The following is a 22,886-nucleotide window of genomic DNA, read 5'->3' as shown; positions in this document are numbered from 1 at the left end:
GATTTTTAAATACATTACGACGCGTTTAAGGAGAAAAACAGGGAAATTTTAAAACAGCTGGTCAGATGAGAAAAGTGCCTGACCCGTTTATTGGGGTAGGCACCACTTATTCAACTTCACTCGTACTCGTAATTTCAACTTCCCGTAAGGCCTGGGATGCCAGCTGATCTGCTTCCTTGTTCTGTTTTCGGGAAACCAGCTCGTATTCCGGATCAATGCCTAAAACGTCCATATGCGCTTCAATCCGGTCAGCCCACCTGGTGAGCTCTTCTTCATAGACCGGCCAATCCTCCTCCATCTGGTTGATGACCACCTGCGAATCCCCAACAAATTTAACTTGCATATGATGAACCCCTAACAGTTCCAGTTCCTGAAGCGCCAAATTTAAAGCTGCATATTCTGCTTCATTATTTGTCTCCAGCTCGTCGACCAAAGCATTTTTTCGAAGTCTATACTGTTTATGGTTCTGTTCATAATAAATTGCACATCCGAGGCCTGCCTTACGCGTTTTCAAATCAAATCCTCCATCAAAATAAACGGTAACATCATGCGGCTCGGTCTGTATTTCTTCCATCTGCTTATTCAGTTCTTTCAGGTTCCAGCTGTTATCATGGTTGTCTATAAAATTGATCGATTCAAGCCGTCCAGTCCGATCGAGGTCCTCAGCAAGCAACAGGGCTTTTTTTGCCTGCATTTCTTCTGACGTAAACATGGTCTTCGTTCCTTTTGGTGTTTTATATGTCAACTCAATCCGTACAATCATATCCGGTACCTCCTCGGCCTTGATTACAAAGATAGTTACAGTTTACCCGTTTTAGAATGGGATTATTGCTTTTGAATTTGACCATGGGGCGAGTGCGTTAGAAAAGACCTGCAGGCACCATGGTCGGATCAGCACATTTAATTCGCATTTATAATATAAATCAGGTTATCCGTCCATTCCCCAAACTCAAAAATAAAATCCTTCCGCGTGCATTCATATTGCATCCCTATACTTTTTGCCAGGCTCACGGAAGCAGGATTGTCCAAATTAATGTGTGCTTCAAGACGATGATACCCAAGATCTCTGAATGCTATTTCGATTCCTTTTTTCGCAGCTTCCTTGCCATAGCCATTCCCCCAATACTGATTATGAATGCTATATCCGATTGCGGCCCATTGAAATTCTTCCCGCATCAGCGTGGAAAAATCCACGAACCCTAAATGTGTACCATCTTTTTTTCGAAATATGGCAAATATATATGCTGTATCATCTAGAGCCAGCTTCTGATGCTTACGAACCACATCAACATAACCTTTATAATCCCACTTACTCGTATCCACTTCCCCTTGGTCGTGCCGATGGTGGGAAGGCAGCCTATTACTAAATCCTTCCAGCCAGGTATCATAATCCCCTTCACTTAACGGGCGTATTAACAGTCGTTTTGTTTCCTTTTCAATCATAAATTTCTCTTTAATAATTTTCCCTCCTACATTGACAAGGAGATGCCCCCCTGTCAGTAAAACACACTCCAATTTCATCCGGAATAGAATAGGCATAAATCCAATCTTAAAGGGTGAATAAAATGCCATTAGCATTACCTGTTAATATAGAGCCATTCAGGGTTACAAGCGGTCCAGGAATTCAAGTTATCTACCCGCAGGTTTATGGGTTAGAGGACCAGGCAATGGAGCGGTTCATAAACCGATCGATTACTTATGAAACACAGCAGCTTATCAATACGCAATTAGGCGCGATGCCAACCACACTCGAAGAAATGGATGGTTCTTTTGAAATTAAGAATAACCAGCGAAATGTCCTGAGTCTGACCCTGACTAACTATGCCTATCACGCGCAAGCTGCCCATGGGATGACCTATATTAAATCACTGACGTTTGATCTTGTAAAAGGGGAACGCTGCAGTTTAAGTGACCTATTTAAACCAGGAAGCAATTATACGGAGCGACTTTCCACGCTAGTCAATGAGCAGATCAAAGAGCGAGATATTTCCACATTCGAAGAGTCGGTGGAAGTTCAGCCCAACCAGGACTTTTACATCGCCGACAAAACCCTGGTCGTCTATTTTCAACTGTATGATATTACGCCGTATGTATTCGGCTTTCCAATGTTCCCAATCTCCGTATATACCATTCAGGATATAATTGATGAAGATGGCCCGCTTGGCCGAATGGCTACTAACAACTGACATGCTATGAAGAAGTAACCTTGGATTATTGTGGTTACTTCTTTATTTTTGTGGAGCTTGGTGCAGTACCATCCTAATTGTTCTCAATATGTGCCCATTGAAGTCATCATCATATTCTCCGACCTTCTCAAAACCCTTCGCTTTATAAAAGTTCATTCCTATCTTATTATCCTTTTCCACATCAACAGTAAGCTCCTGAATTCCTTCAATGGTCTCCAGCCCCAACTCCAGCAGCATCGTTCCTGTTCCTCTTCCCTGCTGGTCCGGTAGAAGGTAGATAGCACCTAATTCGGCCTTACCCGCTTCATTGACCGGTGAAAAGTTGGCAAACCCTGTAACCCTTCCCTCAGTTTCCGCCACAAACAAATGCGAGATGTCAAAACGCTTTCGCATCATTGTATCGCTGTACGCGGACTTTAGAAAATTTTCCTGTACTTCATCTGGGATAATCCCATCATATGTTGCATTCCAACTCTTTTTGGCGACCTGCTGGACCTGCGGAATATCCTCTTCCTTCATCTTTCGTACTATAACTGTCATAAGCATCCTCCCCCTCCCTGTTTTAATTATTTATTCTACTAGATTCCGTCAAAAAAATCTTCAAAAATTCGAATTATGTTACACTATTTCTAGCAGAGGGGATGACTACATTGAGAATAAAAATGATGAATGAAAAAATGGCACAGGAAGCGCTCAATTGGCGGTACGAAAAGCCGTATGATTTTTATAATAATGAAACCACCGATGAGGCAATGGCCGAAATGCTGGACGGCACATACTATGGAATTATAAACAAAGATAATACGCTTGTCGGATTTTTTTGTACTGGAAGATCTGCACAAGTACCAGCAGGGCATGAGTTCGGTGTCTATGAAGACGACTATGTGGACCTTGGTTTAGGCATGAATCCCGAACTGACCGGTAAAGGAAATGGCTATGATTTCTCTTCTTTCATAGTAGACCACATCCGAAAAGTTTTTACCGATACGCCAATCAGACTGTCCGTTGCCACATTCAATGAGCGGGCTATTCACCTGTATGAGAAGCTCGGCTTTGTAAAAAAGGATGAATTTAGTGCAGCCTCATCTGACTTCATAACCATGGTAAAAAAATAATGGGAGACAGTTTTATGAATGATTTCGTGGATGAACTAAAACAAAATAATTTTGGCAAAGCTCTCGATACGCTATATGAACAAGATACCGGAACAAGAAACACCCCTAAAGCAAGTGTTAAAAGGAAAGCGATTAAGGCTGTATTTTCAACTATAAAAGAAAAGCAGGAGGTTCTTCATATCGCCCTGAAGCTGGCGCATATCGATGACCCTGCCGCAAAAGAAATAGCCGCACACCTGCTTGCATTTGCCTACGCTGAACGACCGGAGAAGGTCTCAGAAGCACTCAGGGTGCTTGCCAATGATGAGAACTGGGAAGTCAGAGAATGGGTCGCCGGCGGGTGTGGCGAAATTCTGTCCAATAACTTCGATACTTTCTATCCAGAAATGATGGACTGGACAGCTGATGAATCCGACAATGTCCGGCGTGCCGCTGCCCTTGCAGCAATGTACGCCGGCAAAACCCGTAAAGAAGAATACGGCGAGCCACTCCTGAATCTAGTAGAACAACTACTCACCGACAGTGCCAGCTATGTAAAAAAGAATCTCGGGCAGTTTGCGATTGGTGATGGATTGCTGCGATATTATCCTGATAAAGTTATCGCAAGGCTGGATAAATGGATTGAGCTGGAAGATGAAAATGCACGGTGGAATCTCGCTAAAATTTTTTCTACAGCGGAAGGGATGAAACACGTCCGGGAGTCCAGATTAATTATCCATGAACTCTTGCGGGATGACAGGTATAAAGTGAAGCGGGCTATCCAATCGACCCTCAATAAAATAAAGAAAAAACACCCTGAGCTATTGGAAGAGTTAGATCTTGAGAATGCGGGGAACTGAAATGAATCATACAATGGGGGTTTACGAGGAGTATTTTACAGCGATTAAAGAAGGCAAAAAAACCGTTGAGGTACGACTTCATGATGAAAAGCGGAGAAACATCAATATTGGTGACACGATAGAATTTACGAACTTGCCTTCCAGGGACGAAACGATAAAAGTTCAGGTTACTGACCTGAAAAGCTATAAAACCTTTCCAGCGATGTATCAGGATATCCCCTACCGTTATTTCGGCGAGGAAGAAATTTCCCTTGAAGAAATGGTGGAAGGTACATATCAGATTTACACCCCCGACCAGGAAGCGCGCTGGGGTACATTAGCTATCTGGATAGTTTTATTAGCGGATTAACAGGAAGGTTTTCTGGTAGCGAAGACATTGCTCGGATTTCGGACAGTTATTTAACCCTTAGATTTTTGTAAGCGTTATACGTATCGAGGACTGTCCAGTCCATGAGTGACCGAATAAAGCGGAATACCTAGCTAAACGTCATTCATCGAGGCTATGAGCAACCGAATAAAGCGATCAGTCTTACTAAACGTCACTCATTGCGGCTATGAGCGACCGAATGAAGCGATCAGCCTTACTAAACGTCACTCATTGTGGCTATGAGTGACCGAATGAAGCGATCAGTCTTACTAAACGTCACTCATTGCGGCTATGAGTGACCGAATGAAGCGATCAGCCTTACTAAACGTCACTCATCGAGGCTATGAGTGACCGAATAAAGCGTTAAGCCTAGCTAAACGTCACTCATCGAGGCTATGAGTGACCGAATAAAGCGTTAAGCCTAGCTAAACGTCACTCATCAAGCTTATGAGTGACCGAATGAAGCGATCAGCCTTACTAAACGTTACTCATCGAGGCTATGAGTGACCGAATGAAGGGTTTATACTTTTATTGCTCCCATTCCTGGAGGGTTCTTTATCTCTGAAAATGGAAGACTTACTAGCATAGTAAGCAGGTAATTCATAAAAGCAACGACTAAAGCCACAATTAGAATTAAAGTTCCATAATAAACCTATCTTTAATATTCAAAATTACTATAATCGCCTTTAATATTCATAATCGTATACTTATTGAAAATCCTAGACACTAGTCTCCATGACTATAAAACTTGTCATGCCATTGTTTTAGCAGTGACTGAATACTTTCTCTAACGCCAGAACACTCGCCCCTGAAAGCCAGCCTGAAATACAACGCTTTAAGGAAGTTTAGAACGTTTGATTTTTTTCTGAAGAATAGTAAACTAAAGCCTTCCTCGTTCCATACGTCTTGCAAACTTTCGGATAAACCCACGACCCAATTATCAAGCGCTTCAGCAGGTAGACCTTTATCTAACAGGGCTTCCACTGCAAAAATCAGCCTTTCTTCCTCATCGTCAATATACGGTCCATCTCCTGCTTCTCCCTTAAACAGACACACTTTAATAGTTTCCAGACAACGGCCCGTAAGATCTCTATCGAAATCCTTGCCGCGGATTGCCCCTTCCAGCATATCCGCTCCGTGCGCGATACTATGGGCCCAGCCTTTCTCTTCGACGTAACCACGAATATCCCGTTCCTTGCTCAGGTAAGTAAGACTCGCATTGGTCGTATTAACCAAGATTTCAGGTTCGAGAAAGCGATCCTGTTTTTCTTTTTCCAGTATCAACGCAACTACCAGAGCCGAGAACGAGCGGGTAAATACCGAATCACTGTCCCGTTCTCCTATCTTAAAAAACAAATGCTCATTATCCAGGGATACTCTAAGTATGTATTTCATTTGTTCTTCCGACAGATAATCTTCCATAACTAATTTGCCGAAAGTAGTGTACATCAACGTGTCCCTTAGCACCGGGTCAGTCGTCCCAATGTTGACTAGCATTGAATCTATCAAATTATATAAATCCACGTTTTCCACGCTAAAATTATCCTTGTCATTTAATATTTCAAGCGTTTCTTTCAATTTCAATTTCCTACACCTCCGACAATTATTCTAGTAAATAATCTAGCATTTTTTCCATTAATGGTTTAATTTTAGCGATTTCGTTCTCATTAAGGACTGAAAAAATCCAGTCCTTCTCAGCAGCAAAGATAGCAGCGATTTGCTTTGCGGCTATACGGTGATTGTCTGGTGTATTACTTTCCATCGCTTTCGTGAATGATTTTTTGACCAAACCCACAGGAAGAGATTTTTCAACTGTCTTAATCCCTAGCTCGGCCCGATCGGGACAATAGTGATGGAGCAATACACGTGCCAGATGTATAACAACATGATCCAGCATTTTTACTGACCAGATATCATTGCCACGAGAAGCAGATTTTTTGTACTGAAATAAAAACCATGCTACATCAATTACATCGTCAAAAAAATCTTCATGTGAAAGTACTAGCGTTTGGGTGACGGTATATTTCTCCAACCGGTTATCTGGATCGTAAAGAACCATAAAATAATCCTTCTCTTTAAAGTTCGCCTCAGTGACCGTAAATAAATCCACATGAAGCATGTTATCGTACACCGCTATTATCTGAGGCGCAATGATAAAAATATCGTCATGGAACAATAACTCTCTGTATGCTCGCAGATGATTCAGACGGCTCTTCAGAAAATCCTTTTCATCCCTTTCATCAACCAGACAGTAGAGATCGATATCCGAATGTTCATCGTGTTCGCCTCTTCCCATGGAACCTTTCACATAGATTGCCTGTATGTAGGGATCTTTTTTTAAACTGGTTACAATCTTATCAAGCGCTTTCTCCAATTCCATTTAATCACCCCTGTTAAAAAAATATATTACGCAATTATATAACAGTTCGAAACAGAAATACACCCAGAATAAATGCTGGGTGTAAGGTTCAAGATGACTTATTAAGACGCTGGATCAGTCGGAGGTTCAGGATTAGTGAAAGAAAGATGAAGGGATATAACGCGCAGGAGTACCACAATTTCCAACCGTTATAATAAAAGTAACCTGCTTTAAGAGCAAACCATTCAAAGATAATGGCAAACAAAGACCACAGCAACACATAAAGTATCTTTCTTGATTTCTTTTTATCTGACGGGAAAAAATTGAGAAACAAGAAACTAATTGAAGGAAAATATAAAATGATACCAAGGAGACCCAGCCACTGAAAGCCTTTTTCAAAATAACCGTAAAGATGATAATGTAAATCCAGCACCATGTCAGTTAGCGCCCCGTAGGAAAAGGCGAACAAGCCTGTAGCGTATATCTCTATTTTGGTCATTCTTTTCGGCGAGAAGTATGAAATTATATTAAATAGGATAAATATTGCGTATATAATAACCCACAAATTGATAGACCCTTCCTTTTATGATGTTTATAAAAGTATTCCCCGTTACAGGTTGATTATTCGCTGACAGCCCAGTAGGAGAAGTTTTCGATTTATGCGATAAAGCTCGTTTATGATGTCCCTGTCACCGGGTATCGACTAGTACAGACAAAATAAAAGGAGGTTGAGAAAGATGGAAAAGAAAATTATCGGTGGTGTATTCTCTCATGTTGACGATGCAGAGAAAGCTATTAAAGCGTTAAAGTCTGAAGGGTATGGTAGTGACGACATTTCTGTATTCGCTAAAGACAAGGACAAAGTGAACGATATTGAAGATGATACCAAAACCGACGTATCCCACAACAAATCCGGTCGCGGTAAAAATGCCGGTAAAGGTGCTGGTTATGGTGTTGTTTCCGGTGGTGTTCTTGGCGGGATTGCCGGCTGGATTGCAGGTATTGGACTGTTGACCATTCCTGGAATCGGTGCTGTGGCAGCTGCAGGTCCTATAGCCCTGACACTATCTGGAGCCGGAGTTGGTGCCGGTGGCGGCGGTATTGTCGGAGCCCTCGTTGGCGCCGGAATTCCAGAAGAACAGGCAAAGCAATATGAGAAATACCTTAAAGATGGCAAAGTGATTGTACTAGTGGAAGCGAATGAAGAAAAACAAAATGCTGTTTATCGCACATTCGTCGACAGCAGAACAGAAAACACAGCAATGTACCCAACTGAAGTTGTACGGTAAAAATTTCAAGAAGCTGCCTCCAGATTTTTGAGAGGCAGCTTCTTTTTACTCATTACCATGCGAATGTTTTGACAGTTCTTTTCGATCGGCAGCTGAAAACGGTTCTTCCAACCATCCGTGCTCAATCAGCATATTCAAGCCATCATTATTAAACTTACCGACCACAGTTATAAGCCGGCCAAACTCAGCTGCAATATCATGTCGCATCATAGAGGCAAGAGCATTGCCCAGGTTCTGCATGGCGATTTTACCTGCGAGTGACGTATGATACAGCATCAATTTATCTGAAAAAGGTGGCGTAGTAGAATCCGTGATGTACGCGTCCACAAGCTTAGGCGTTGGCAAATCCTGGCCAGTCATATATTCTCCAAATTGTTTAAACTGCTTTTCCGAAAGCTGTGCACCTTCACGGAAGTACTTACGTGCTGTTTCTGAGGAAGCAACCTGGCTGAATCCCAGCATGATAGCCTTGCCTAATATATTCGTATTAATATTATACTGCAAATGCTTTATTTCCATGGCCAGAAGCGGTCTGTCCCGTCCTGTGATTAGGGAAATAAATGACTTCTTCTCCACAAAATCAACCTTCTTGGCGTATGGAATATTGGGGTAAGCCATATCCAAACCTTTCGCCAAAGCCAGATGAACCCCTCGTGCGTACATTTCCTCGGTATCCCTGATACACTGACGAAAATAATGCATAACATCATGGCGAGTTGCAGTTGTTAATGCACTTCCATATGTTAAGGCACCTGGACCTGTCATTTGGACGGTATAAAAAAGCATAAATAAATCACCGAAGAGCTTTGGTGCATCCTTACGAACATCCTGCTCCCCAAAGCCAACAGGAACTGGTATATCTTCACTCCTAAAAATCTTCTCGATTTCCTTCAGATGTCTCTTTGATATGGTTTGCGCAAATTTAATATAATCTCTAATTTCATCATCTTTTACCACCTGAAGAAAATGCTCAAAGACACAACTGTACATCGAATCGCCAAGATAATTGTTAAACAGGTCAGCTAACTCCGATGAAGTAAGCTGTTTATACTGCTGCCGCTCATCAACCTGCTGCTTATTATTTGGTTGCTTTTCCATTTGGATCCTCCCAGAAAAACTAATCATAGAATTAGTTTGCGTACACGTGACAAATTTATTCAGGAAGGGAGCAGCCTTCAATAATGTTCCCCGTTATCCAATGTTTGTGTAATTAATCGTTAATATCATCTACTTTATTCTTTCCACCACAGTGGTTATTCAGCAGATCGCAAAGCGCAATCAGGTCATTCAGTTTCTGTAAATGCAGCCGATTTAATTCGTTCAGGCTGATTACCATACATGACTTCTTTCAGTTGAATTCCTTCTATCCATTCCATGAAGGAGAAGGCTAGTTCTTGCCGACATGCACTGTAGTAGATTTCTGGGACAGGAAGATGGTTATGTAACATTTCGTGCAATGAAGTTTCCATACGACAGGTATCCTAATCCGCAGAACAAGGGATTGGTCAATGATTCGATATACAGTTTATAATTGGAATTGCTTAAACCGCCGCCCAGCAATTGAGCAGAAACAATCTTCTTCCCTGGCATAAATGATTGCAGCATTTTTTCAATTTCTCGCTCAGACAACGATTTTACAGGTTTAACCCTCTCCCAGTTCACTTGCACTATTTCACCTCCCACTAATCAGTGTTCCCTTGCCGAAGCACGTTTTGAGATTGATACCTTAACGAACTTTTAGCCTTACCTGTTTCCGCCTTCCAAAAACAGAACCATGTGGTCGATATCAAAATAATTACCTTTATATTTCAATGCCTTTTCTTCTATTCCGTACTTTTTAAATCCAGCATTTCTATATAGCTTCTTGGCAGATTGATTCAGGGAAGCGACCGTTAAATAAACCTGCTCAACTTCAGGTATGGCTTCCGCTTTTTCAATTGACTCTTTCAGCAATGACTTGCCTATACCGTTTCCCCGTATCTCAGGGATTACATACATGGAAACAATAGTTGCCCGGTGTTTCAACTTTAACTTATCCTCTAAAAGAAGGGTAACCATCCCGACAAGCTTGGAATCTACAAACGCTCCATAAGTAGACGATATTTCTTGCGATTGTAGTCGTTTGGTGTATACTTCAAGCGGTCTCTCTTTTTCTTCTTCAAAACTTGCCGAAAATGCTTCTGGATTATTCTTTAAAGATCCGAGTCTTAATTCAAGGTATTGTTCAGCGTCTTCTGCGTTTAATTGTCTGATTTGCACTTATTTACCCCCTCCAAGCATTTAAAAATGATGCCTGTCAACTTATTATCTATGTTGACAGGCATTTCTTTAAAAGAGATTTATTTTACCAAAAAGCTGGTCCGGCTATGGCCTTCTTTTGTCTTGGAAACCTGCAGAATTGCTGGGAACATTGTCTTTAATTCCTGAACGTGTGAGATAACCCCGATCATCCGTCCTGATTGCTGCAGTTCAATTAGTGTGTCGATGGACTTGTTTAGTGATTCTTCGTCCAGTGATCCAAATCCTTCATCAATGAACATGGTATCAATGGAAATATTACCCTGGAAACTCTGTATAACATCGGACATTCCGAGCGCTAGACAGAGTGAAGCATTGAATTTTTCACCGCCAGATAGTGTTTTTACATCACGGGTCTGTCCGGTATATGCATCATAAACATCAAGGGCAAGTCCGCTCTGTCGGCCATGTGATTCCTGACGGTCACTCCGCATCAGATAGAATTGTCCGTTTGACAGCCGTTTCAGCCGGCTGTTCGCAGCGTCAATTATCCGCTCGAGGTATTCAATCTGCAGGTAGCGTTCAAATGAGATTTTCCGATCGTTTTGCCCGCGAAGGACATCATGCAAGTCCGTGATTGTCGCGAGTTCTTTCTCTCGTTTGGCAACTTCTTCATGTGAATTCAGGATATCTGTTTTAAATGTCTCCGCTTTTTTCAGATACTCTCTGGAATCTTCCAGTGTCTTCAGTGCTGTTTCGTATGCTGCCTTTAAAGCCTGGAGCTGTTCTTCCATTGCAGAAAGGTCGACACGCTCTTTGTCTTTCAAGGCATCCTGCAAATCGTTGACACTTTGCTGTTTAGAGGAGAGGTCTTCCTTAAATTGACGAATTGCTTCCTTCCATTCCTGCCGCTTCTCTTCCGGCATTTTTGCCTGATGATACGCCTCTTCGGACGCGAAGTTAGCTTTCGTCAACTCCCTGTCAAACTGTTTAATCGCGTTTTCCAACTTTTCCTTTGTTTCGTTCAGTTGCTTCCGGGCGTGTTCCAGGTCAGATGTTGCTTTCGTCTCAGCTTCTTTTTTCTTCTGAAGTGTTTCCTGGGCCACTTCCCATGACTTATCGAGTTGTTGCTTCCGTGTATCTGTTTCGCTGATTTGTTTTTCCAGTTCCGCAAGTACCCGCACTTCTTCAGGAGTTTTCGTCAAAATATCATCGTAAACCGCTTTGCTCGACCTGTATTCTAGCTTTTGTTCCTGGTATTCCTGCTCCAGATTCTTATGCTGTGTCTCCAACTGTTTAAGCTCATTCTTGGCTTTCTCTAGTTGCTCTTTCTTCCCTTTTAGCTCATCACGCTGTTTTTTCAATGTCTCAACTTCATTATTTAAGCGGCTACCTTTTTCAAACAGCTGTTCTTTTACCGATTGGGCGTCTGCCGGCTGAATTTCAAACTGGGCAAGTTCCTGCTCTTTCTCAGTAACTTGGTTATGTTTTGATTTATAATTCGCATCCGCTTCTTTATACAATCTATCCTTATCGTCGAGGTGCTTTTTCAGCCCGTCCAACTGTTCACGTGTTACCGTTTCACCGAGACTAACGGCTTTGTTCGGATGGTCAACGCTCCCGCAAACTGGGCACGGGTCCCCATCATGAAGGTGCTCGGCGAGAATGCTCGCCTGATTATTGAGCCAGGCTTCTTCATTCTGCTTATATTCTTTTTGGGCTTTTAGAAAAGCCTCTTTCTTCTGTTGGAAATCCTTTTCCAGCTGGGAAAGTTCACTGCGATAGTTGATAAAATCCCGAACAACTTTTGCCTGCTCGCGGGTCTCGGTTAGTTCCTGCTGTTTTTCAGGCAGCTGTCCAACCGCTTCGTCCATTTGGCTGATTTGTTTCTCCAGCACGTTGGCCCCTTCTGTTTTCTGCTGAACGTCCTTTTTCACCTTATCCAGCTTATGCGCTGCTTCTTTACCGTTCACTACCAGGCGTTCTAGTTTATTTTTCCGCTCATCAAGCTCTTTTACGGTTGGCAGATAGCCTTTTAGCTGTTCAAGTTTTTTACCGGTCGCTTCTCGTTCATCCTTTTTATTTGCTTCTTTCTCATATGTTTCCTGTGCCTGCTTTAACTCCCCGGCAGTTGCATTGCTGCTGGCTTCTGCTCGTATGAGAACCTGGCGCTTTGCCTGCTCCTCTTTTTTCCAGTCGGTTACCTGTCTTTCGTATACTTCCAGGTGGCTAGCTCGTTCAGCTTCTTCCAGCCGTTTTTCCCGGTTGGTGTATTCCTCTTTTTGTGCTTCCAATTTCTCGAGGTCGCCCTTTTTCTGATCAAGCTCAGTAAATCGCTCATTCAGCGACTTCGCCTGGTGATAATCAGTCTGTTTTTTGTCGTGTGCCTTGTATGCATCATCATACTTCTGACTGTCTAGCTCGATTTTTTCCGCATAATATCTCGACTCAGTTTCCAGTCCTGCAATAACCTGATTTACATTGTAATACGGCTCAGCCAGCACCTGAAACAACTTAGATTCTTCCCGTACAGGCAAGGTCGCCGAAATATTCTGTATGTAGGTATCACGCTGTTGTTGTGCCTGCTTAAAGCCCTGATCAACCTGGTTCTTTTTATCTCTGAGCAGTTGGTTAATCTGGTTGTAGCTCTCCGTTTTGAAAAGCCGGCGCAGAATGGCTTCTTTATTTTCCGTCTGGGAGGTCAGCAGTTTCCGGAATTCTCCCTGTGGGAGCATAACGATCTGCTTGAACTGATCTTGTGTAAGTCCAATGATGGCTTCTACTTTTTTATCAATCTCCGATACAATCTGTCGGTCAACGCATGGTACTTCTTTTCCATCCACTTTTTCATAAAACTCATACCGTTCACCGGTTTTGGATTTATTGCCGGCTTTCACATGACCCAGCTGACGGAGAATCCGGTAATATCGTCCATGCAGTTCAAACTCAAGCTCAATCGCCGTATGGGTATCGTCATCGGCAAAGTCACTGCGCAGCATTTTATTATCCTCACGATCAGTTCCGCTCGCACTACCATACAAGGCAAAGCAGATCCCATCAAAAATCGTTGTTTTCCCTGCACCAGTATTCCCTGATATTACAAACAGTTTATTCTGTTCAAGCTCGTTGAAATCCACACATTCGGTATGCTTATACGGACCGAATGCGGTCATTGACAGTTTTAGTGGTTTCATCTACTGCACTCCTTTCTGCCCGGAGGCTTAATTTTTAATGGCTTCTTTCCGTGCCGTCCCTGTCTCATTCTCTTCTTTTAACAATTCATCGAGTACTTCCTTGAAAATAGACTCGGTATCTTCCGACGCATCATGACCCTTCACTTCTTTATAAAAGGCTTTGAATAATTCAAGGTCACTCATCTCACTTCGGCTGGACCGCTCCTCGTTCGTTTCCTCATCAGGTGAAAGAATATAGTTGCCGCGCTCCACATGCATGGCGTTCGGGTAAACCGAGCGAATCCGCTCCATCGGTGAAAGTACAGGTGCCTCATCAAGCAGCCGGACAAACACATAATCCTCACTGACCGGGTGTGTCAGCAAGTTCTCCAGCGTATCCTCGACCCGGCGAATATCCCGTTTCGGTGTCAGGAGGCGCTTTTCGACTTCCACCCTGCCATCAGCATCCATTTCAACAATGTGATACCCCTTATTATGGTTGGCTTCCGAAACCGAATATTTTAAAAGAGACCCGGAATACCGTACCGTTTCATGGTGGACATGATGGGCCTGGTGAAGATGGCCGAGCGCTGTATAATGGAAAGGCTTAAAATGGTTGGCATCGACGTACTCGGCTCCACCTATGGAAAGCGGTCGCTCCGAATCACTCGTGTTTTCTTTTTCCTCACCAAAAGGAGTAACGAATGCATGGCCTATGTATACATGACGAGCGTCAGGATCCATGTCACGGCTGATGCGTTCTGCAATCTTCCCGGCTGCATCGTTATGCGATTTAATCGAATCGTCCTCGAACACATTCCGTACTATACTTGGATCACAGTATGGTACGAGATGAAAATGTATCGGGCCATGCTCATCCTCCAGTACTACCGGCTTAAGCTTGTCCGTGAAATTTCCGACAATGTGAAACCCGTTCTGCTTCATTATTCTGCTGCCGAAATTCAGTCTGCTGGGACTGTCATGGTTACCAGCGACCGCAAGCACCGGCGTGTTAAGCTTCAACACGATTGTTTGCAGGACATCGTCCAAAAGATGAACCGCTTCAGTCGGCGGAACTGCCCGGTCGTACAAATCCCCGGCAATGATTACGGCGTCCGGCTTCTCCTTTTCAATTGCTTCAATGAATTCTTCGAGAACGTGTTGTTGATCCTCGGTCATGTATACCCCCTGAACTAGCTTGCCAAGGTGCCAGTCCGCTGTGTGGAAAAATTTCATATTTTTCTCCCCTTTCCTATTAATTAACGACTATTTATCTGTAAGTCTATTATAGTACACTCGCGCCGTCTCATGGCATATAAATTCCCAGAATTTTTTTTGGTAAAAAAAATTCACCATACAGGATATTCTGTATCGTGAATTCGTTTGGTTTTTCCTGGAACTGGTAACCCGATACCTTATAAGAGGCGAAAGGAGGCGGCATTCCTCTCCAAACACCCCTCATCGCCTGGGATCCCCTATCATAGAGCCTTAAACGCGGATTGCCAAGCTGGTGGGGTAATTACAAACGCCAGCCAAAGCATTGCCATAAGCACATCCTTACTTAAGCGCAAAAAAGATAACAGCACCGTTAAAAAATCTTTAATAATTTTGCCCTTTAATAAATGGTTTCAGAATCCCTAGTATTGTCATATTGAATATCAATTCAAAAAAAGAACTGCTCCTCTTTGGAACAGTCCTTTTAAAATAAGCTTATTTTGTTTTATTAACATACAGCCGCTTATTCTCTTCCATACCAGAAAGACAGATCGCCGCCGGGTCGGAATCGATGTTAAATTTAACGGTTTCTCCCTGGACCGGTAATGTCTCACTGAAAATTTTTTCATACTCATCAACCGAAACTTCTTTACGGGAAGCAAACAGCTTCGAATGGTTATTGACATGCAAGTGCTCACGGTAACCTTCCCTTAGGATTCCGGTAAAGAACTCACCGACCGCTCCAGAACCATAGCTGAACATGCCAATCCGAGCTCCGGCTGCAAGTTCTTCATTTTTTTCAATCAATGAGAGAAAGCTAAGGTATAGTGCTCCTGTATAAATGTTTCCGACATTGCGGTTATAACCGGTACTGATTTTGTAATTAGCCTTGAGGCGTTCCTGGACATCCTCGGGAGCCTCCTCAATCACTGTCCGCAACGCCTTCATTCCCATTTTCGTATATGGCAGATGGTAACAGATTGCTTCAAAATCATCCAGGTCAAGGCCTGTCTTTGCCTTATACTGGTCCCATACTTTTGAAAAGAAGGAGATGTACTGTTCATTGGACAGTTTCCCATCAACAAATGCCTCATCACTGTAAACTGGTCGCCAGAAGTCCATGATGTCGGCGGTAAAATAAACACTCTGCTCTTCAAGCTCGAGCACACGCGGGTTGGCACTGATCACCATCGCCACAGCACCTGCCCCCTGTGTCGCTTCACCCGGTGTGTCAAGTCCGTACCGTGCAATATCCGAACCAAGAACCAGAACCTTGCTCTCCGGATTAAGCGCAATATGCCCTTTTGCCATCTGAATTCCGGCAGTTGCGCCGTAGCAAGCCTGTTTCACTTCAATTGCGCGCGCATACGGATTCAGCCCAAGGAGTTCGTGAACATAAACCGCTGCTGATTTGGAACTGTCAATGCCAGACTCGGTTCCGAAAATAACGAAGTCAATCTGTTCCTTGTCCGCTTCATCCAGTATTTCAAGCGCCGCATTCGCAGCAAGCGTTACTGAATCTTGCGTAATTGGCGGTACAGCCATTTTCTCCTGTCCAATCCCGATCGTAAATTTAGCAGGATCAACGCCTCTCCGCTCGGCCAATCTATTCATATCAACGTATAAGTGTGGTGTATAAAAACCTATTTTATCAATTCCAATTTTCACGACAAGTTCTCCTTTGCTTACCTGTATTAAACGTTACAAAGTACTATGTAATTTCCACATAAGTAACATCTTACTACAAATTTTGCAGGATTTAAATCCCTGCGACTTTGTAAGCGCTTGCTGATATGATGGGAATTGACCACACTTTTTAGAAGGTATCCAGGTTATCCAGGTTGTTCTCTTCAATGCCATCTGGTTCACTGCGAATAATATCCCTCCCGTATTTATGGAACACATCCACATGGGCAAGTTTTCCGGCCTTGGCCTCATCCAATGCTGTTAGATAATCCAGTTCCCGGCCACTTTCTGTCTTGAATGCAATAATGTCACCTTCATCATTTTTCCGTACTGCTACAATTTGTTCCTGTCCCGTCTGGGTCTCCTGCTGCCCCTCAGGCTGAGCCTGGCTCTGGTATTCCGCATATATTTTCTCAAAATCTTTATTTTCCACTAAAAAAACCTCCTTAACATAGGCTTAGTATGTTCGGGAGGTTCTTGATTTATGCCACGAGTAAGCCAGAAGTCCAATCATGATAAGTGTCTGCCCCACAAAGATCAGCGCATCCCAAAAATATGGATTCCCGACAGGCTGCATGAGTTCAGGCAAGGTGTATGCATACATATGAACCAATTGCGGAATAAAGTAAAAAACGAACAAACTGAGTGTCAACAGAACACCGACTAGATAAAAAACCCCGTACATTCGCACAAATTTTCCCTCATCCTGAAAGGTCTGCGTTGTGGAATCAGCTTTCACGAACGGTAGCCACCTGCTGAGATACTGCTTGCCATTTTCCATCAAATTGTAGCAACCGGTCATATTCTCACAGAGATAATAGAGATCTGTCTTCATATAAAAGCAGCATTGGTAAATCGATTTGATAAAAATATCGAGAACAATTAACGCCAGGAGTCCTCCAACTATCCCACTCGGCAAAATAATACATCCAATAAGCGCCAAAAAGACCACCGTCTGATCAAAAAAAATACCCCCAAGGTACAATACATTGCGCTGTTTTGGTTCCAGTTTCCAAGCCGGAGACAGGTCCGTTTCAAATACGACAAGAAATAGCCGGTGCCCTACCGACAGTTGTGCTGGCAAACCATGTGCACGAATTGCCAGTATGTGCCCAAACTCATGAATCAGAATCAGGACCAACGAAATTCCTGTATATGTAAGAATGTTAAACGTCATTGCATCGAAAATAAAAATATCAGCGTAAGACGGCATAAGTTCAGGATTCATTATAATCAGTAGAATATTGATAAGAATGATGGAAGGAAAAAGATTTCTGATTGTAACCTTATTGAAAAATAACTTTGCAATTGAGGGAGCCAACCATGTAAAGCCGCGTGGCTGTTCATTCTTTTTCGCTGTATGAATCTTTTCCCCATCAATTTCCCTGATAAGCCCCAATTCAAGCAACTGTTCAGAGAAATCAACTAAGTCTACCTTCTCGTTCGGGTATTCTTGGGCAAGAGTCAGCTCAATTTCCCTGAGGCTAATATTACTTTCAATCATCTCAATCGCATCGATACAAATTTTAGGCATCTCAAAAAAATCACCTGTTTGGCTATCCTCAACAATGTAATTTTTTTTATCCTGGCGAATTGTCAGGGGATTTAAAATCAATTGAGAATCTAGTGAAATCTTCATCCTGACACCCCCCATAATAGAGAAATAGGATGCTAGATTATTAGCATCCATCTAATTTTACCAACCGCCCCAAAATGTGCACCACCAGCATGGAACTTTTATTTTGCTAAGCTTACGGATTTTCATTATGTTTTCACCCCCTTTGAGTAGTAGAAGCTGCTTCATCCCCACTACCATCTGAAGCATGATAGTTTTTATGGTATTTCACCCAAGTGGGATATACTTTATCAAACAGTTCTACAAGCTCTGGGTCAAACTGGGTACCCTTACCATCAATTATCTGTTGATACGCTTTGTTCAAAGGGAGAGCCGCACGGTAAGATCTTGAAGATGTCATTGCATCAAATGCATCGGCAATTGCGGTAATTCTAGCCAAGTACGAAGTCTCTTTATCTTTTAATCCATCAGGATAGCCCTTCCCATCCCACCGTTCATGGTGGTGTCTAATTACGTCTATATTATCGGAAATCCCTTCCACTTGTTGTACAGCTTTTGCACCTACAACAGGATGGGTCTTAATCACATCAAATTCCTCTTTAGTTAATCTTCCTGGTTTAGACAAAATAGAGTCTGGTATATTTATTTTTCCAATATCGTGAAGTAGACAAGAATAGTAAAAAAACTTTAAGTCGCTATCTTTAAACTCATTCGTGGTTTCTGCCAGACTAAGCGCGTATTCGGCTACACGCTCACTATGCCCACGGGTGTACGGATCCTTGAGTTCCAGGGTAGCAATAATACCTTTTACAATCCCTTCCAACTGTCTACCATAAGAACTTTCTATTGCTGATACAAATCCAAGAAAGCGATGCAGAAGAATATAGGCAATCATCGAAAGAATTACTACCAAAAGCAAAGGGATAATAACTATTGGATCTTGAATAGCCAAGCCTACAAAAACAAATTTAAAAATTGTGCCTAGTGACACTAGATAAAAGAACTTTTTATTAACAAATATGGGAGAAAACAAAACTATAACTATTTCTACTATGTTACCACTTGTATAAGGGAGACTATTTCCACTATAAAATAAAATTTCGGTCACAATATTAGAAAGAGTAAAGATTAGAAAGAACAAATACTTAATTGGCCAAGGATTATCCGTCTTTAATAAAAAATACGCCAAAGGCAAAAGCCCAAGAATAATTATGTATAATACCGACCCTATACCAAATTTTGTTCCCACGGCCTCTAAATCCCATGGCGTAAGAGGTATAATATAATAATAGGTTATATCATACAGGAAATATATGACATAAAACAGCCACAAAAACCATATCGTAGTCCGTTTTTCTTCATTTAGTAGGGTAGATTTTCTAAGTGTATTTTGCATAATATTTCCCTCTCAGTTCTATTATTCATATCGGCAATTATAACGTTTGTATGTATAATCCCTACCTAGTTTTTTTCTATATTGTTTGTCTAATCAAAGTATAAGTTAAATGTAGAACCATGTAAATATTACCAGATGAAATGACTAAAATGCTTCACCCTTACAATAGTACCATAAATTTTTGTAAAATCTTGTCGTTTTTCTTAATTTTTTCCGAGGTATGGGTAAAAGGAGTGTTTTTATCGTTAACTTTGGAAAAACTAGCCATTACTTACATTTTTACGGGAGGCGCAAACGGTGGCTGAGAGTATAACTAATCGCACGCAATCTGTTTATTCGGCAAGAAATGTATGGTCAGGTATCCTGGTGGGAATTGGGCTTATGGCGTTTTTTGACGAAGCTGTTTTTCATCAGTTGTTGCATTGGCATCATTTTTACGATAAATCAACCACGGAAATCGGCTTAGTTTCCGATGGTTTCTTTCATGCATTCAGCTGGTTTGCGACGGTTGGTGGGTTATTTATGTATGCTGACTTACGGAGGCGGCAGGCTTTATACAAGACTAGATGGTGGGGTGGAATTCTAACTGGAGTTGGTGGTTTCCAAGTCTACGATGGAATTATTCAACATAAATTAATGCGGATTCATCAGATTCGATATGTAGAAAGTCTCTATATTTATGACCTGGTATGGAATATCACAGGGTTGATAATTACCCTTATCGGAGTTTTCCTGCTGGTACGTACGAAGAGAAATAGGAAGGCTGGTACCCATGGATGAGTTCCAACTACTTCTGGCGATTCCTTTCTTGCTATTACTATTTGGCTACATATTTGCTGTCATTACAGCGAATCGCAAGCACAGACCATGGCCGGTTTACCGTGTTGTTCTTTTAATACTTGGTATAACATGTGCACTTATTTCCGTAATTGGTCCCTTAGCGAATTTAGCTATGATGGACTTTGAAATGCACATGCTCACCCACTTACTGCTTGGTATGCTCGCTCCCCTACTGATTGTTCTTGCTGCGCCGACGACCCTGTTGTTACGTGCATTACCGGTACCAAAAGCACGTCGACTCTCCCGTCTGTTGAGAAGTCGGCTGTTTGGCGTCTATACGAACCCGATTGTCACGACTATTTTAAACGTAGGTGGACTCTGGCTACTGTATACAACAAACTTATACAGCCTTATGCATGAAAACATGGTTGTTCATGTTCTTATTATGATGCATGTCTTCATTGCCGGATACCTGTTCACCGCATCTTTCATTTATATTGATCCAAATCCCCATCGCTATAGTTATTTCTATCGTTCAATTGTTTTTATCATTGCGCTTGCCGGGCATGGCATCCTGGCTAAATTTATATATGCCCATCCCCCGGCCGATGTTACGGTTCCTCAGGCAGAAGACGGAGCTATACTCATGTATTATGGCGGTGATTTTATTGATGCAGCAATCATTATCATCTTGTGTTACCACTGGTACCGTAATACACAGCCACGCCCTAGCACTACTGTGTGAATTTATTCTGATGTTAAATGGTTTCGGTTTACAGCCTTGGGTGGCTGTTCCATCCAGCCATGATCAATCATAATGTTGGCGCCATCTTCCACATACAGACCAACGTCCGCCAGCATTCTGCCATACACCAACCCAACATCTCTTCTACCGTTCAGGGACGCGCCATTTGCATAGGACCGTATCTTCATGGAAAACATATCAATTTTATGTGCCAACATTAACTTGTCGGAAAAAGGAGCTTCCGTAGAAGTGGTAACATAATGGTCAATTAACGACGGTGACGGCAGACTCGCCTGATCCAGTTTTTGTGAACACAGGTCGATATGCCGCTGATTAATTTTCTTCCCACGTTTAAAAAAGTTTCTTACATCCGTGTCCTGTGCCACCTGCGCGAAACCAATAATTAATGCTTTACTAGTTATATCATTCTGCAAACACTCATACAAATGACCGATTTCCAGTCCGTGCAATGACCGCTCATTTCCCAGGTAACCATTCAAGTAGTTTTGTTTTTTTATAAAATCAACTTTCTTAGGTATTGGGATTGGGGGTGGGTCCATCAGCCGTCCTTTATTAAGTAAAGTCGCATTTATCTTATTCATCAATTTAACTGTTGAGGATAACGTTTCCGTTACAAATTCTCTTATATCCTCTCTTGATACCATGAAAATTGCCAGTGAATAAAGGCTTATCCCTGCTTTTCCGGCGTATTTTAAATAGTGGAGGTAGAAAGCATCCTCAAATAATCTTGGAGCATCCATATTAACATCATCTTTCGTAAATCCAACCGGCACAGCGAAATTTTCTCGTTCAAATATGTCTTTAATGTCCCTAACAATTGAATCACTTAAATTTAAGGCAAACTGTAAAATATCGGTTGTTTCCTTATCTTCCACGTTGTTCAAATAATAACCCAGTACGCATTGGGACATCGTATTACCAAGGTATGTGGCCCATAACTTCCCCATCTCAGCCGATGTTAATTGAGGTTTGTTTGTCATAGTATATAGGCACCTTTCTGACATTTTATTTTCTTAATTTATACTATTTAAGGAAAACTATTCAATGGATGAAGAGAGTCAAAAAAATAGAGGGATCCACCTAAATGGTGATCTCCCTCAGACTGTGCTATTTACTATTTAGCGAATTGTTTTTAAAGCTTTGCTCCAGGTATTTACCTGATCAAGCATCATGTTGACATTTTCAAGGTGAATTTCCAGTGGTTTGAATTGTGCCATGTTCTCGAAATCAGTGAACAGGGACAAAGTTGGGTGTGTACGAACATCTGCAACCATTAATTCTCCAAGTATTCCGCGCAAATGTTCAGCTGCACGGGCACCGCCTGTTGAACCGTAACTTACAATACCAGCAGCTTTGTTGTTCCACGCTTCACGAGCGGAATCAAGCGCATTTTTAAGCGGAGCACTGATACTGTGATTGTATTCCTGTACAACAAACACGAATCCGTCAAGTTCAGCAAGCTTTTCATTCCATGCTGCAATTCCTGCTGTTTCTGCAGTACCCATAAATGGAAGGTCGTAGTTTGCTATATCAACGATTTCATAATTTGCATCTTCACGCTGGTCAGCTATAGATTTTACCCATTCCCCAACCTGTGGGCTGACGCGTCCTTCTCTTGTACTTCCTAAAATAATTCCGATGTTAAGTTTTTCATTCATTGTATTTTCCTCCTCTGGTGTTTTACCAAATAATTTATCTAAAAATCCCATGTTGCCACCGCCTTACCTTCTGTAAAAGATTTTGAGTACTGCTAAAACCTTGTAGTTACTTTACGTAAGTTATTATATAAAAGTAATCATGTTATGTAAAGTATTAAGTTTTTTGCTAATTATCAAAATTCCTGGGACAAGGGGACAGGCTCTTTGTCCCACGATACACACAAGGGTGAAAAAAATGAATAT

Annotated in this window: 25 protein-coding genes; 7 read left to right on the top strand and 18 right to left on the bottom strand. The window is 42.1% G+C overall.

Annotated elements, in window-relative coordinates:
• Positions 1 to 106: 106 nt before the first annotated feature.
• Together ACFO3D_RS18360 and ACFO3D_RS18355 are read right to left on the bottom strand one after the other, a co-directional pair.
• Positions 107 to 763, bottom strand: a complete 657-nt coding sequence (locus tag ACFO3D_RS18360) for a reverse transcriptase-like protein (RefSeq protein WP_390299652.1) — start codon at positions 761 to 763, stop codon at positions 107 to 109.
• Between the two features lie 137 nt (positions 764 to 900).
• Positions 901 to 1,572 carry a GNAT family N-acetyltransferase gene (locus ACFO3D_RS18355; protein WP_390299649.1) on the bottom strand — a complete coding sequence of 224 codons (672 nt, stop codon included), beginning with the start codon at positions 1,570 to 1,572 and terminating at the stop codon, positions 901 to 903.
• Between ACFO3D_RS18355 and ACFO3D_RS18350 the strand changes: the two genes are divergently transcribed.
• On the top strand, positions 1,566 to 2,186 hold the full coding sequence (locus ACFO3D_RS18350; RefSeq protein WP_390299646.1) for a DUF3298 and DUF4163 domain-containing protein: 621 nt from the start codon (positions 1,566 to 1,568) through the stop codon (positions 2,184 to 2,186). The two genes, ACFO3D_RS18355 and ACFO3D_RS18350, sit on opposite strands and share 7 nt — an antisense overlap.
• A gap of 42 nt (positions 2,187 to 2,228) precedes the next feature.
• Here the strand turns inward: ACFO3D_RS18350 and ACFO3D_RS18345 are convergent, their stop codons facing one another.
• Positions 2,229 to 2,726 carry a GNAT family N-acetyltransferase gene (locus ACFO3D_RS18345; protein ID WP_390299643.1) on the bottom strand — a complete coding sequence of 166 codons (498 nt, stop codon included), beginning with the start codon at positions 2,724 to 2,726 and terminating at the stop codon, positions 2,229 to 2,231.
• 101 nt (positions 2,727 to 2,827) lie between these two features.
• Here ACFO3D_RS18345 and ACFO3D_RS18340 point away from each other — a divergent pair, with 101 nt between their 5' ends.
• The 3 genes from ACFO3D_RS18340 to ACFO3D_RS18330 are packed head-to-tail and all read left to right on the top strand — an operon-like array spanning position 2,828 to position 4,489.
• Complete coding sequence (locus tag ACFO3D_RS18340; RefSeq protein WP_390299641.1) at positions 2,828 to 3,301, top strand: GNAT family N-acetyltransferase; 474 nt, start codon at positions 2,828 to 2,830, stop codon at positions 3,299 to 3,301.
• 14 nt (positions 3,302 to 3,315) lie between these two features.
• Positions 3,316 to 4,140: a HEAT repeat domain-containing protein gene (locus ACFO3D_RS18335; RefSeq protein WP_390299638.1), complete on the top strand. Its 825-nt coding sequence runs from the start codon at positions 3,316 to 3,318 to the stop codon at positions 4,138 to 4,140.
• 1 nt (position 4,141) lies between these two features.
• Positions 4,142 to 4,489, top strand: a complete 348-nt coding sequence (locus ACFO3D_RS18330) for an ASCH domain-containing protein (RefSeq protein ID WP_390299635.1) — start codon at positions 4,142 to 4,144, stop codon at positions 4,487 to 4,489.
• Positions 4,490 to 5,233: 744 nt separating this feature from the next.
• On the opposite strand, the gene ACFO3D_RS18325 is transcribed toward ACFO3D_RS18330, so the two are convergent.
• The 3 genes from ACFO3D_RS18325 to ACFO3D_RS18315 all read right to left on the bottom strand — a co-directional run bounded on the left by ACFO3D_RS18325 (position 5,234) and on the right by ACFO3D_RS18315 (position 7,365).
• Positions 5,234 to 6,091: a DUF2785 domain-containing protein gene (locus ACFO3D_RS18325; protein WP_390299632.1), complete on the bottom strand. Its 858-nt coding sequence runs from the start codon at positions 6,089 to 6,091 to the stop codon at positions 5,234 to 5,236.
• Positions 6,092 to 6,110: 19 nt separating this feature from the next.
• Positions 6,111 to 6,887 (bottom strand): nucleotidyltransferase domain-containing protein, encoded by a 777-nt coding sequence (locus ACFO3D_RS18320; RefSeq protein WP_390299629.1) that lies wholly within the window; start codon positions 6,885 to 6,887, stop codon positions 6,111 to 6,113.
• A gap of 88 nt (positions 6,888 to 6,975) precedes the next feature.
• Positions 6,976 to 7,365 (bottom strand): CBO0543 family protein, encoded by a 390-nt coding sequence (locus tag ACFO3D_RS18315; RefSeq protein WP_390299958.1) that lies wholly within the window; start codon positions 7,363 to 7,365, stop codon positions 6,976 to 6,978.
• 238 nt (positions 7,366 to 7,603) lie between these two features.
• Here ACFO3D_RS18315 and ACFO3D_RS18310 point away from each other — a divergent pair, with 238 nt between their 5' ends.
• Complete coding sequence (locus ACFO3D_RS18310) at positions 7,604 to 8,155, top strand: general stress protein (RefSeq protein WP_390299626.1); 552 nt, start codon at positions 7,604 to 7,606, stop codon at positions 8,153 to 8,155.
• A 45-nt stretch (positions 8,156 to 8,200) separates the two neighbouring features.
• Here the strand turns inward: ACFO3D_RS18310 and ACFO3D_RS18305 are convergent, their stop codons facing one another.
• The 10 genes from ACFO3D_RS18305 to ACFO3D_RS18260 all read right to left on the bottom strand — a co-directional run bounded on the left by ACFO3D_RS18305 (position 8,201) and on the right by ACFO3D_RS18260 (position 19,439).
• The gene (locus ACFO3D_RS18305; protein ID WP_390299623.1) at positions 8,201 to 9,253 is read right to left on the bottom strand and encodes a DUF3231 family protein; all 1,053 of its coding nucleotides are present in this window, start codon (positions 9,251 to 9,253) and stop codon (positions 8,201 to 8,203) included.
• Positions 9,254 to 9,365: 112 nt separating this feature from the next.
• Positions 9,366 to 9,491: a hypothetical protein gene (locus ACFO3D_RS18300; RefSeq protein ID WP_390299619.1), complete on the bottom strand. Its 126-nt coding sequence runs from the start codon at positions 9,489 to 9,491 to the stop codon at positions 9,366 to 9,368.
• Between the two features lie 101 nt (positions 9,492 to 9,592).
• Entirely contained in the window at positions 9,593 to 9,823 is a 231-nt protein-coding gene (locus ACFO3D_RS18295) for a hypothetical protein (RefSeq protein ID WP_390299616.1), read from the bottom strand.
• 75 nt (positions 9,824 to 9,898) lie between these two features.
• Positions 9,899 to 10,414 (bottom strand): GNAT family N-acetyltransferase, encoded by a 516-nt coding sequence (locus tag ACFO3D_RS18290; protein WP_390299614.1) that lies wholly within the window; start codon positions 10,412 to 10,414, stop codon positions 9,899 to 9,901.
• Positions 10,415 to 10,494: 80 nt separating this feature from the next.
• Positions 10,495 to 13,587: an AAA family ATPase gene (locus ACFO3D_RS18285; protein WP_390299611.1), complete on the bottom strand. Its 3,093-nt coding sequence runs from the start codon at positions 13,585 to 13,587 to the stop codon at positions 10,495 to 10,497.
• 27 nt (positions 13,588 to 13,614) lie between these two features.
• Positions 13,615 to 14,802 (bottom strand): exonuclease SbcCD subunit D, encoded by a 1,188-nt coding sequence (locus tag ACFO3D_RS18280; protein WP_390299608.1) that lies wholly within the window; start codon positions 14,800 to 14,802, stop codon positions 13,615 to 13,617.
• 474 nt (positions 14,803 to 15,276) lie between these two features.
• Positions 15,277 to 16,449, bottom strand: a complete 1,173-nt coding sequence (locus ACFO3D_RS18275) for a hydroxymethylglutaryl-CoA synthase (protein ID WP_390299605.1) — start codon at positions 16,447 to 16,449, stop codon at positions 15,277 to 15,279.
• 148 nt (positions 16,450 to 16,597) lie between these two features.
• Positions 16,598 to 16,900: a DUF3892 domain-containing protein gene (locus tag ACFO3D_RS18270; RefSeq protein ID WP_390299602.1), complete on the bottom strand. Its 303-nt coding sequence runs from the start codon at positions 16,898 to 16,900 to the stop codon at positions 16,598 to 16,600.
• A 24-nt stretch (positions 16,901 to 16,924) separates the two neighbouring features.
• Entirely contained in the window at positions 16,925 to 18,106 is a 1,182-nt protein-coding gene (locus ACFO3D_RS18265; RefSeq protein ID WP_390299599.1) for a peptidase, read from the bottom strand.
• A gap of 133 nt (positions 18,107 to 18,239) precedes the next feature.
• Positions 18,240 to 19,439, bottom strand: coding sequence for an HD-GYP domain-containing protein (locus tag ACFO3D_RS18260; RefSeq protein WP_390299596.1), 1,200 nt, complete (start codon positions 19,437 to 19,439; stop codon positions 18,240 to 18,242).
• A gap of 297 nt (positions 19,440 to 19,736) precedes the next feature.
• On the opposite strand from ACFO3D_RS18260, the gene ACFO3D_RS18255 reads away from it, so the two are divergent.
• Positions 19,737 to 20,219 carry a DUF2243 domain-containing protein gene (locus ACFO3D_RS18255; protein ID WP_390299593.1) on the top strand — a complete coding sequence of 161 codons (483 nt, stop codon included), beginning with the start codon at positions 19,737 to 19,739 and terminating at the stop codon, positions 20,217 to 20,219.
• On the top strand, positions 20,212 to 20,964 hold the full coding sequence (locus ACFO3D_RS18250) for a cytochrome c oxidase assembly protein (RefSeq protein WP_390299590.1): 753 nt from the start codon (positions 20,212 to 20,214) through the stop codon (positions 20,962 to 20,964). Before ACFO3D_RS18255 ends, ACFO3D_RS18250 begins: the two co-directional genes overlap by 8 nt.
• 2 nt (positions 20,965 to 20,966) lie before the next feature.
• On the opposite strand, the gene ACFO3D_RS18245 is transcribed toward ACFO3D_RS18250, so the two are convergent.
• A complete protein-coding gene (locus ACFO3D_RS18245; protein WP_390299587.1) occupies positions 20,967 to 21,965 on the bottom strand; it encodes a DUF3231 family protein in 999 nt (332 codons plus the stop codon).
• A gap of 138 nt (positions 21,966 to 22,103) precedes the next feature.
• Positions 22,104 to 22,694: an NADPH-dependent FMN reductase gene (locus ACFO3D_RS18240; protein ID WP_390299584.1), complete on the bottom strand. Its 591-nt coding sequence runs from the start codon at positions 22,692 to 22,694 to the stop codon at positions 22,104 to 22,106.
• Positions 22,695 to 22,886: the final 192 nt, after the last annotated feature.

The sequence above is a fragment of the Virgibacillus kekensis genome, assembly GCF_042654125.1.
Classification (GTDB): domain Bacteria; phylum Bacillota; class Bacilli; order Bacillales; family Amphibacillaceae; genus Lentibacillus; species Lentibacillus kekensis.
This window is presented reverse-complemented; position numbering and strand designations above follow the sequence as displayed.

Coding starts and splice junctions, on each gene's coding strand:
- ACFO3D_RS18310 (WP_390299626.1), top strand. CDS start 7,604: ATGGAAAAGAAAATTATCGGTGGTGTATTCTCTCATGTTGACGATGCA.
- ACFO3D_RS18245 (WP_390299587.1), bottom strand. CDS start 21,965: ATGACAAACAAACCTCAATTAACATCGGCTGAGATGGGGAAGTTATGG.
- ACFO3D_RS18360 (WP_390299652.1), bottom strand. CDS start 763: ATGATTGTACGGATTGAGTTGACATATAAAACACCAAAAGGAACGAAG.
- ACFO3D_RS18305 (WP_390299623.1), bottom strand. CDS start 9,253: ATGGAAAAGCAACCAAATAATAAGCAGCAGGTTGATGAGCGGCAGCAG.
- ACFO3D_RS18285 (WP_390299611.1), bottom strand. CDS start 13,587: ATGAAACCACTAAAACTGTCAATGACCGCATTCGGTCCGTATAAGCAT.
- ACFO3D_RS18330 (WP_390299635.1), top strand. CDS start 4,142: ATGAATCATACAATGGGGGTTTACGAGGAGTATTTTACAGCGATTAAA.
- ACFO3D_RS18315 (WP_390299958.1), bottom strand. CDS start 7,365: ATGACCAAAATAGAGATATACGCTACAGGCTTGTTCGCCTTTTCCTAC.
- ACFO3D_RS18280 (WP_390299608.1), bottom strand. CDS start 14,802: ATGAAATTTTTCCACACAGCGGACTGGCACCTTGGCAAGCTAGTTCAG.
- ACFO3D_RS18355 (WP_390299649.1), bottom strand. CDS start 1,572: ATGGCATTTTATTCACCCTTTAAGATTGGATTTATGCCTATTCTATTC.
- ACFO3D_RS18320 (WP_390299629.1), bottom strand. CDS start 6,887: ATGGAATTGGAGAAAGCGCTTGATAAGATTGTAACCAGTTTAAAAAAA.
- ACFO3D_RS18240 (WP_390299584.1), bottom strand. CDS start 22,694: ATGGGATTTTTAGATAAATTATTTGGTAAAACACCAGAGGAGGAAAAT.
- ACFO3D_RS18260 (WP_390299596.1), bottom strand. CDS start 19,439: ATGCAAAATACACTTAGAAAATCTACCCTACTAAATGAAGAAAAACGG.
- ACFO3D_RS18350 (WP_390299646.1), top strand. CDS start 1,566: ATGCCATTAGCATTACCTGTTAATATAGAGCCATTCAGGGTTACAAGC.
- ACFO3D_RS18265 (WP_390299599.1), bottom strand. CDS start 18,106: ATGAAGATTTCACTAGATTCTCAATTGATTTTAAATCCCCTGACAATT.
- ACFO3D_RS18250 (WP_390299590.1), top strand. CDS start 20,212: ATGGATGAGTTCCAACTACTTCTGGCGATTCCTTTCTTGCTATTACTA.
- ACFO3D_RS18335 (WP_390299638.1), top strand. CDS start 3,316: ATGAATGATTTCGTGGATGAACTAAAACAAAATAATTTTGGCAAAGCT.
- ACFO3D_RS18340 (WP_390299641.1), top strand. CDS start 2,828: ATGACTACATTGAGAATAAAAATGATGAATGAAAAAATGGCACAGGAA.
- ACFO3D_RS18345 (WP_390299643.1), bottom strand. CDS start 2,726: ATGACAGTTATAGTACGAAAGATGAAGGAAGAGGATATTCCGCAGGTC.
- ACFO3D_RS18300 (WP_390299619.1), bottom strand. CDS start 9,491: ATGGTAATCAGCCTGAACGAATTAAATCGGCTGCATTTACAGAAACTG.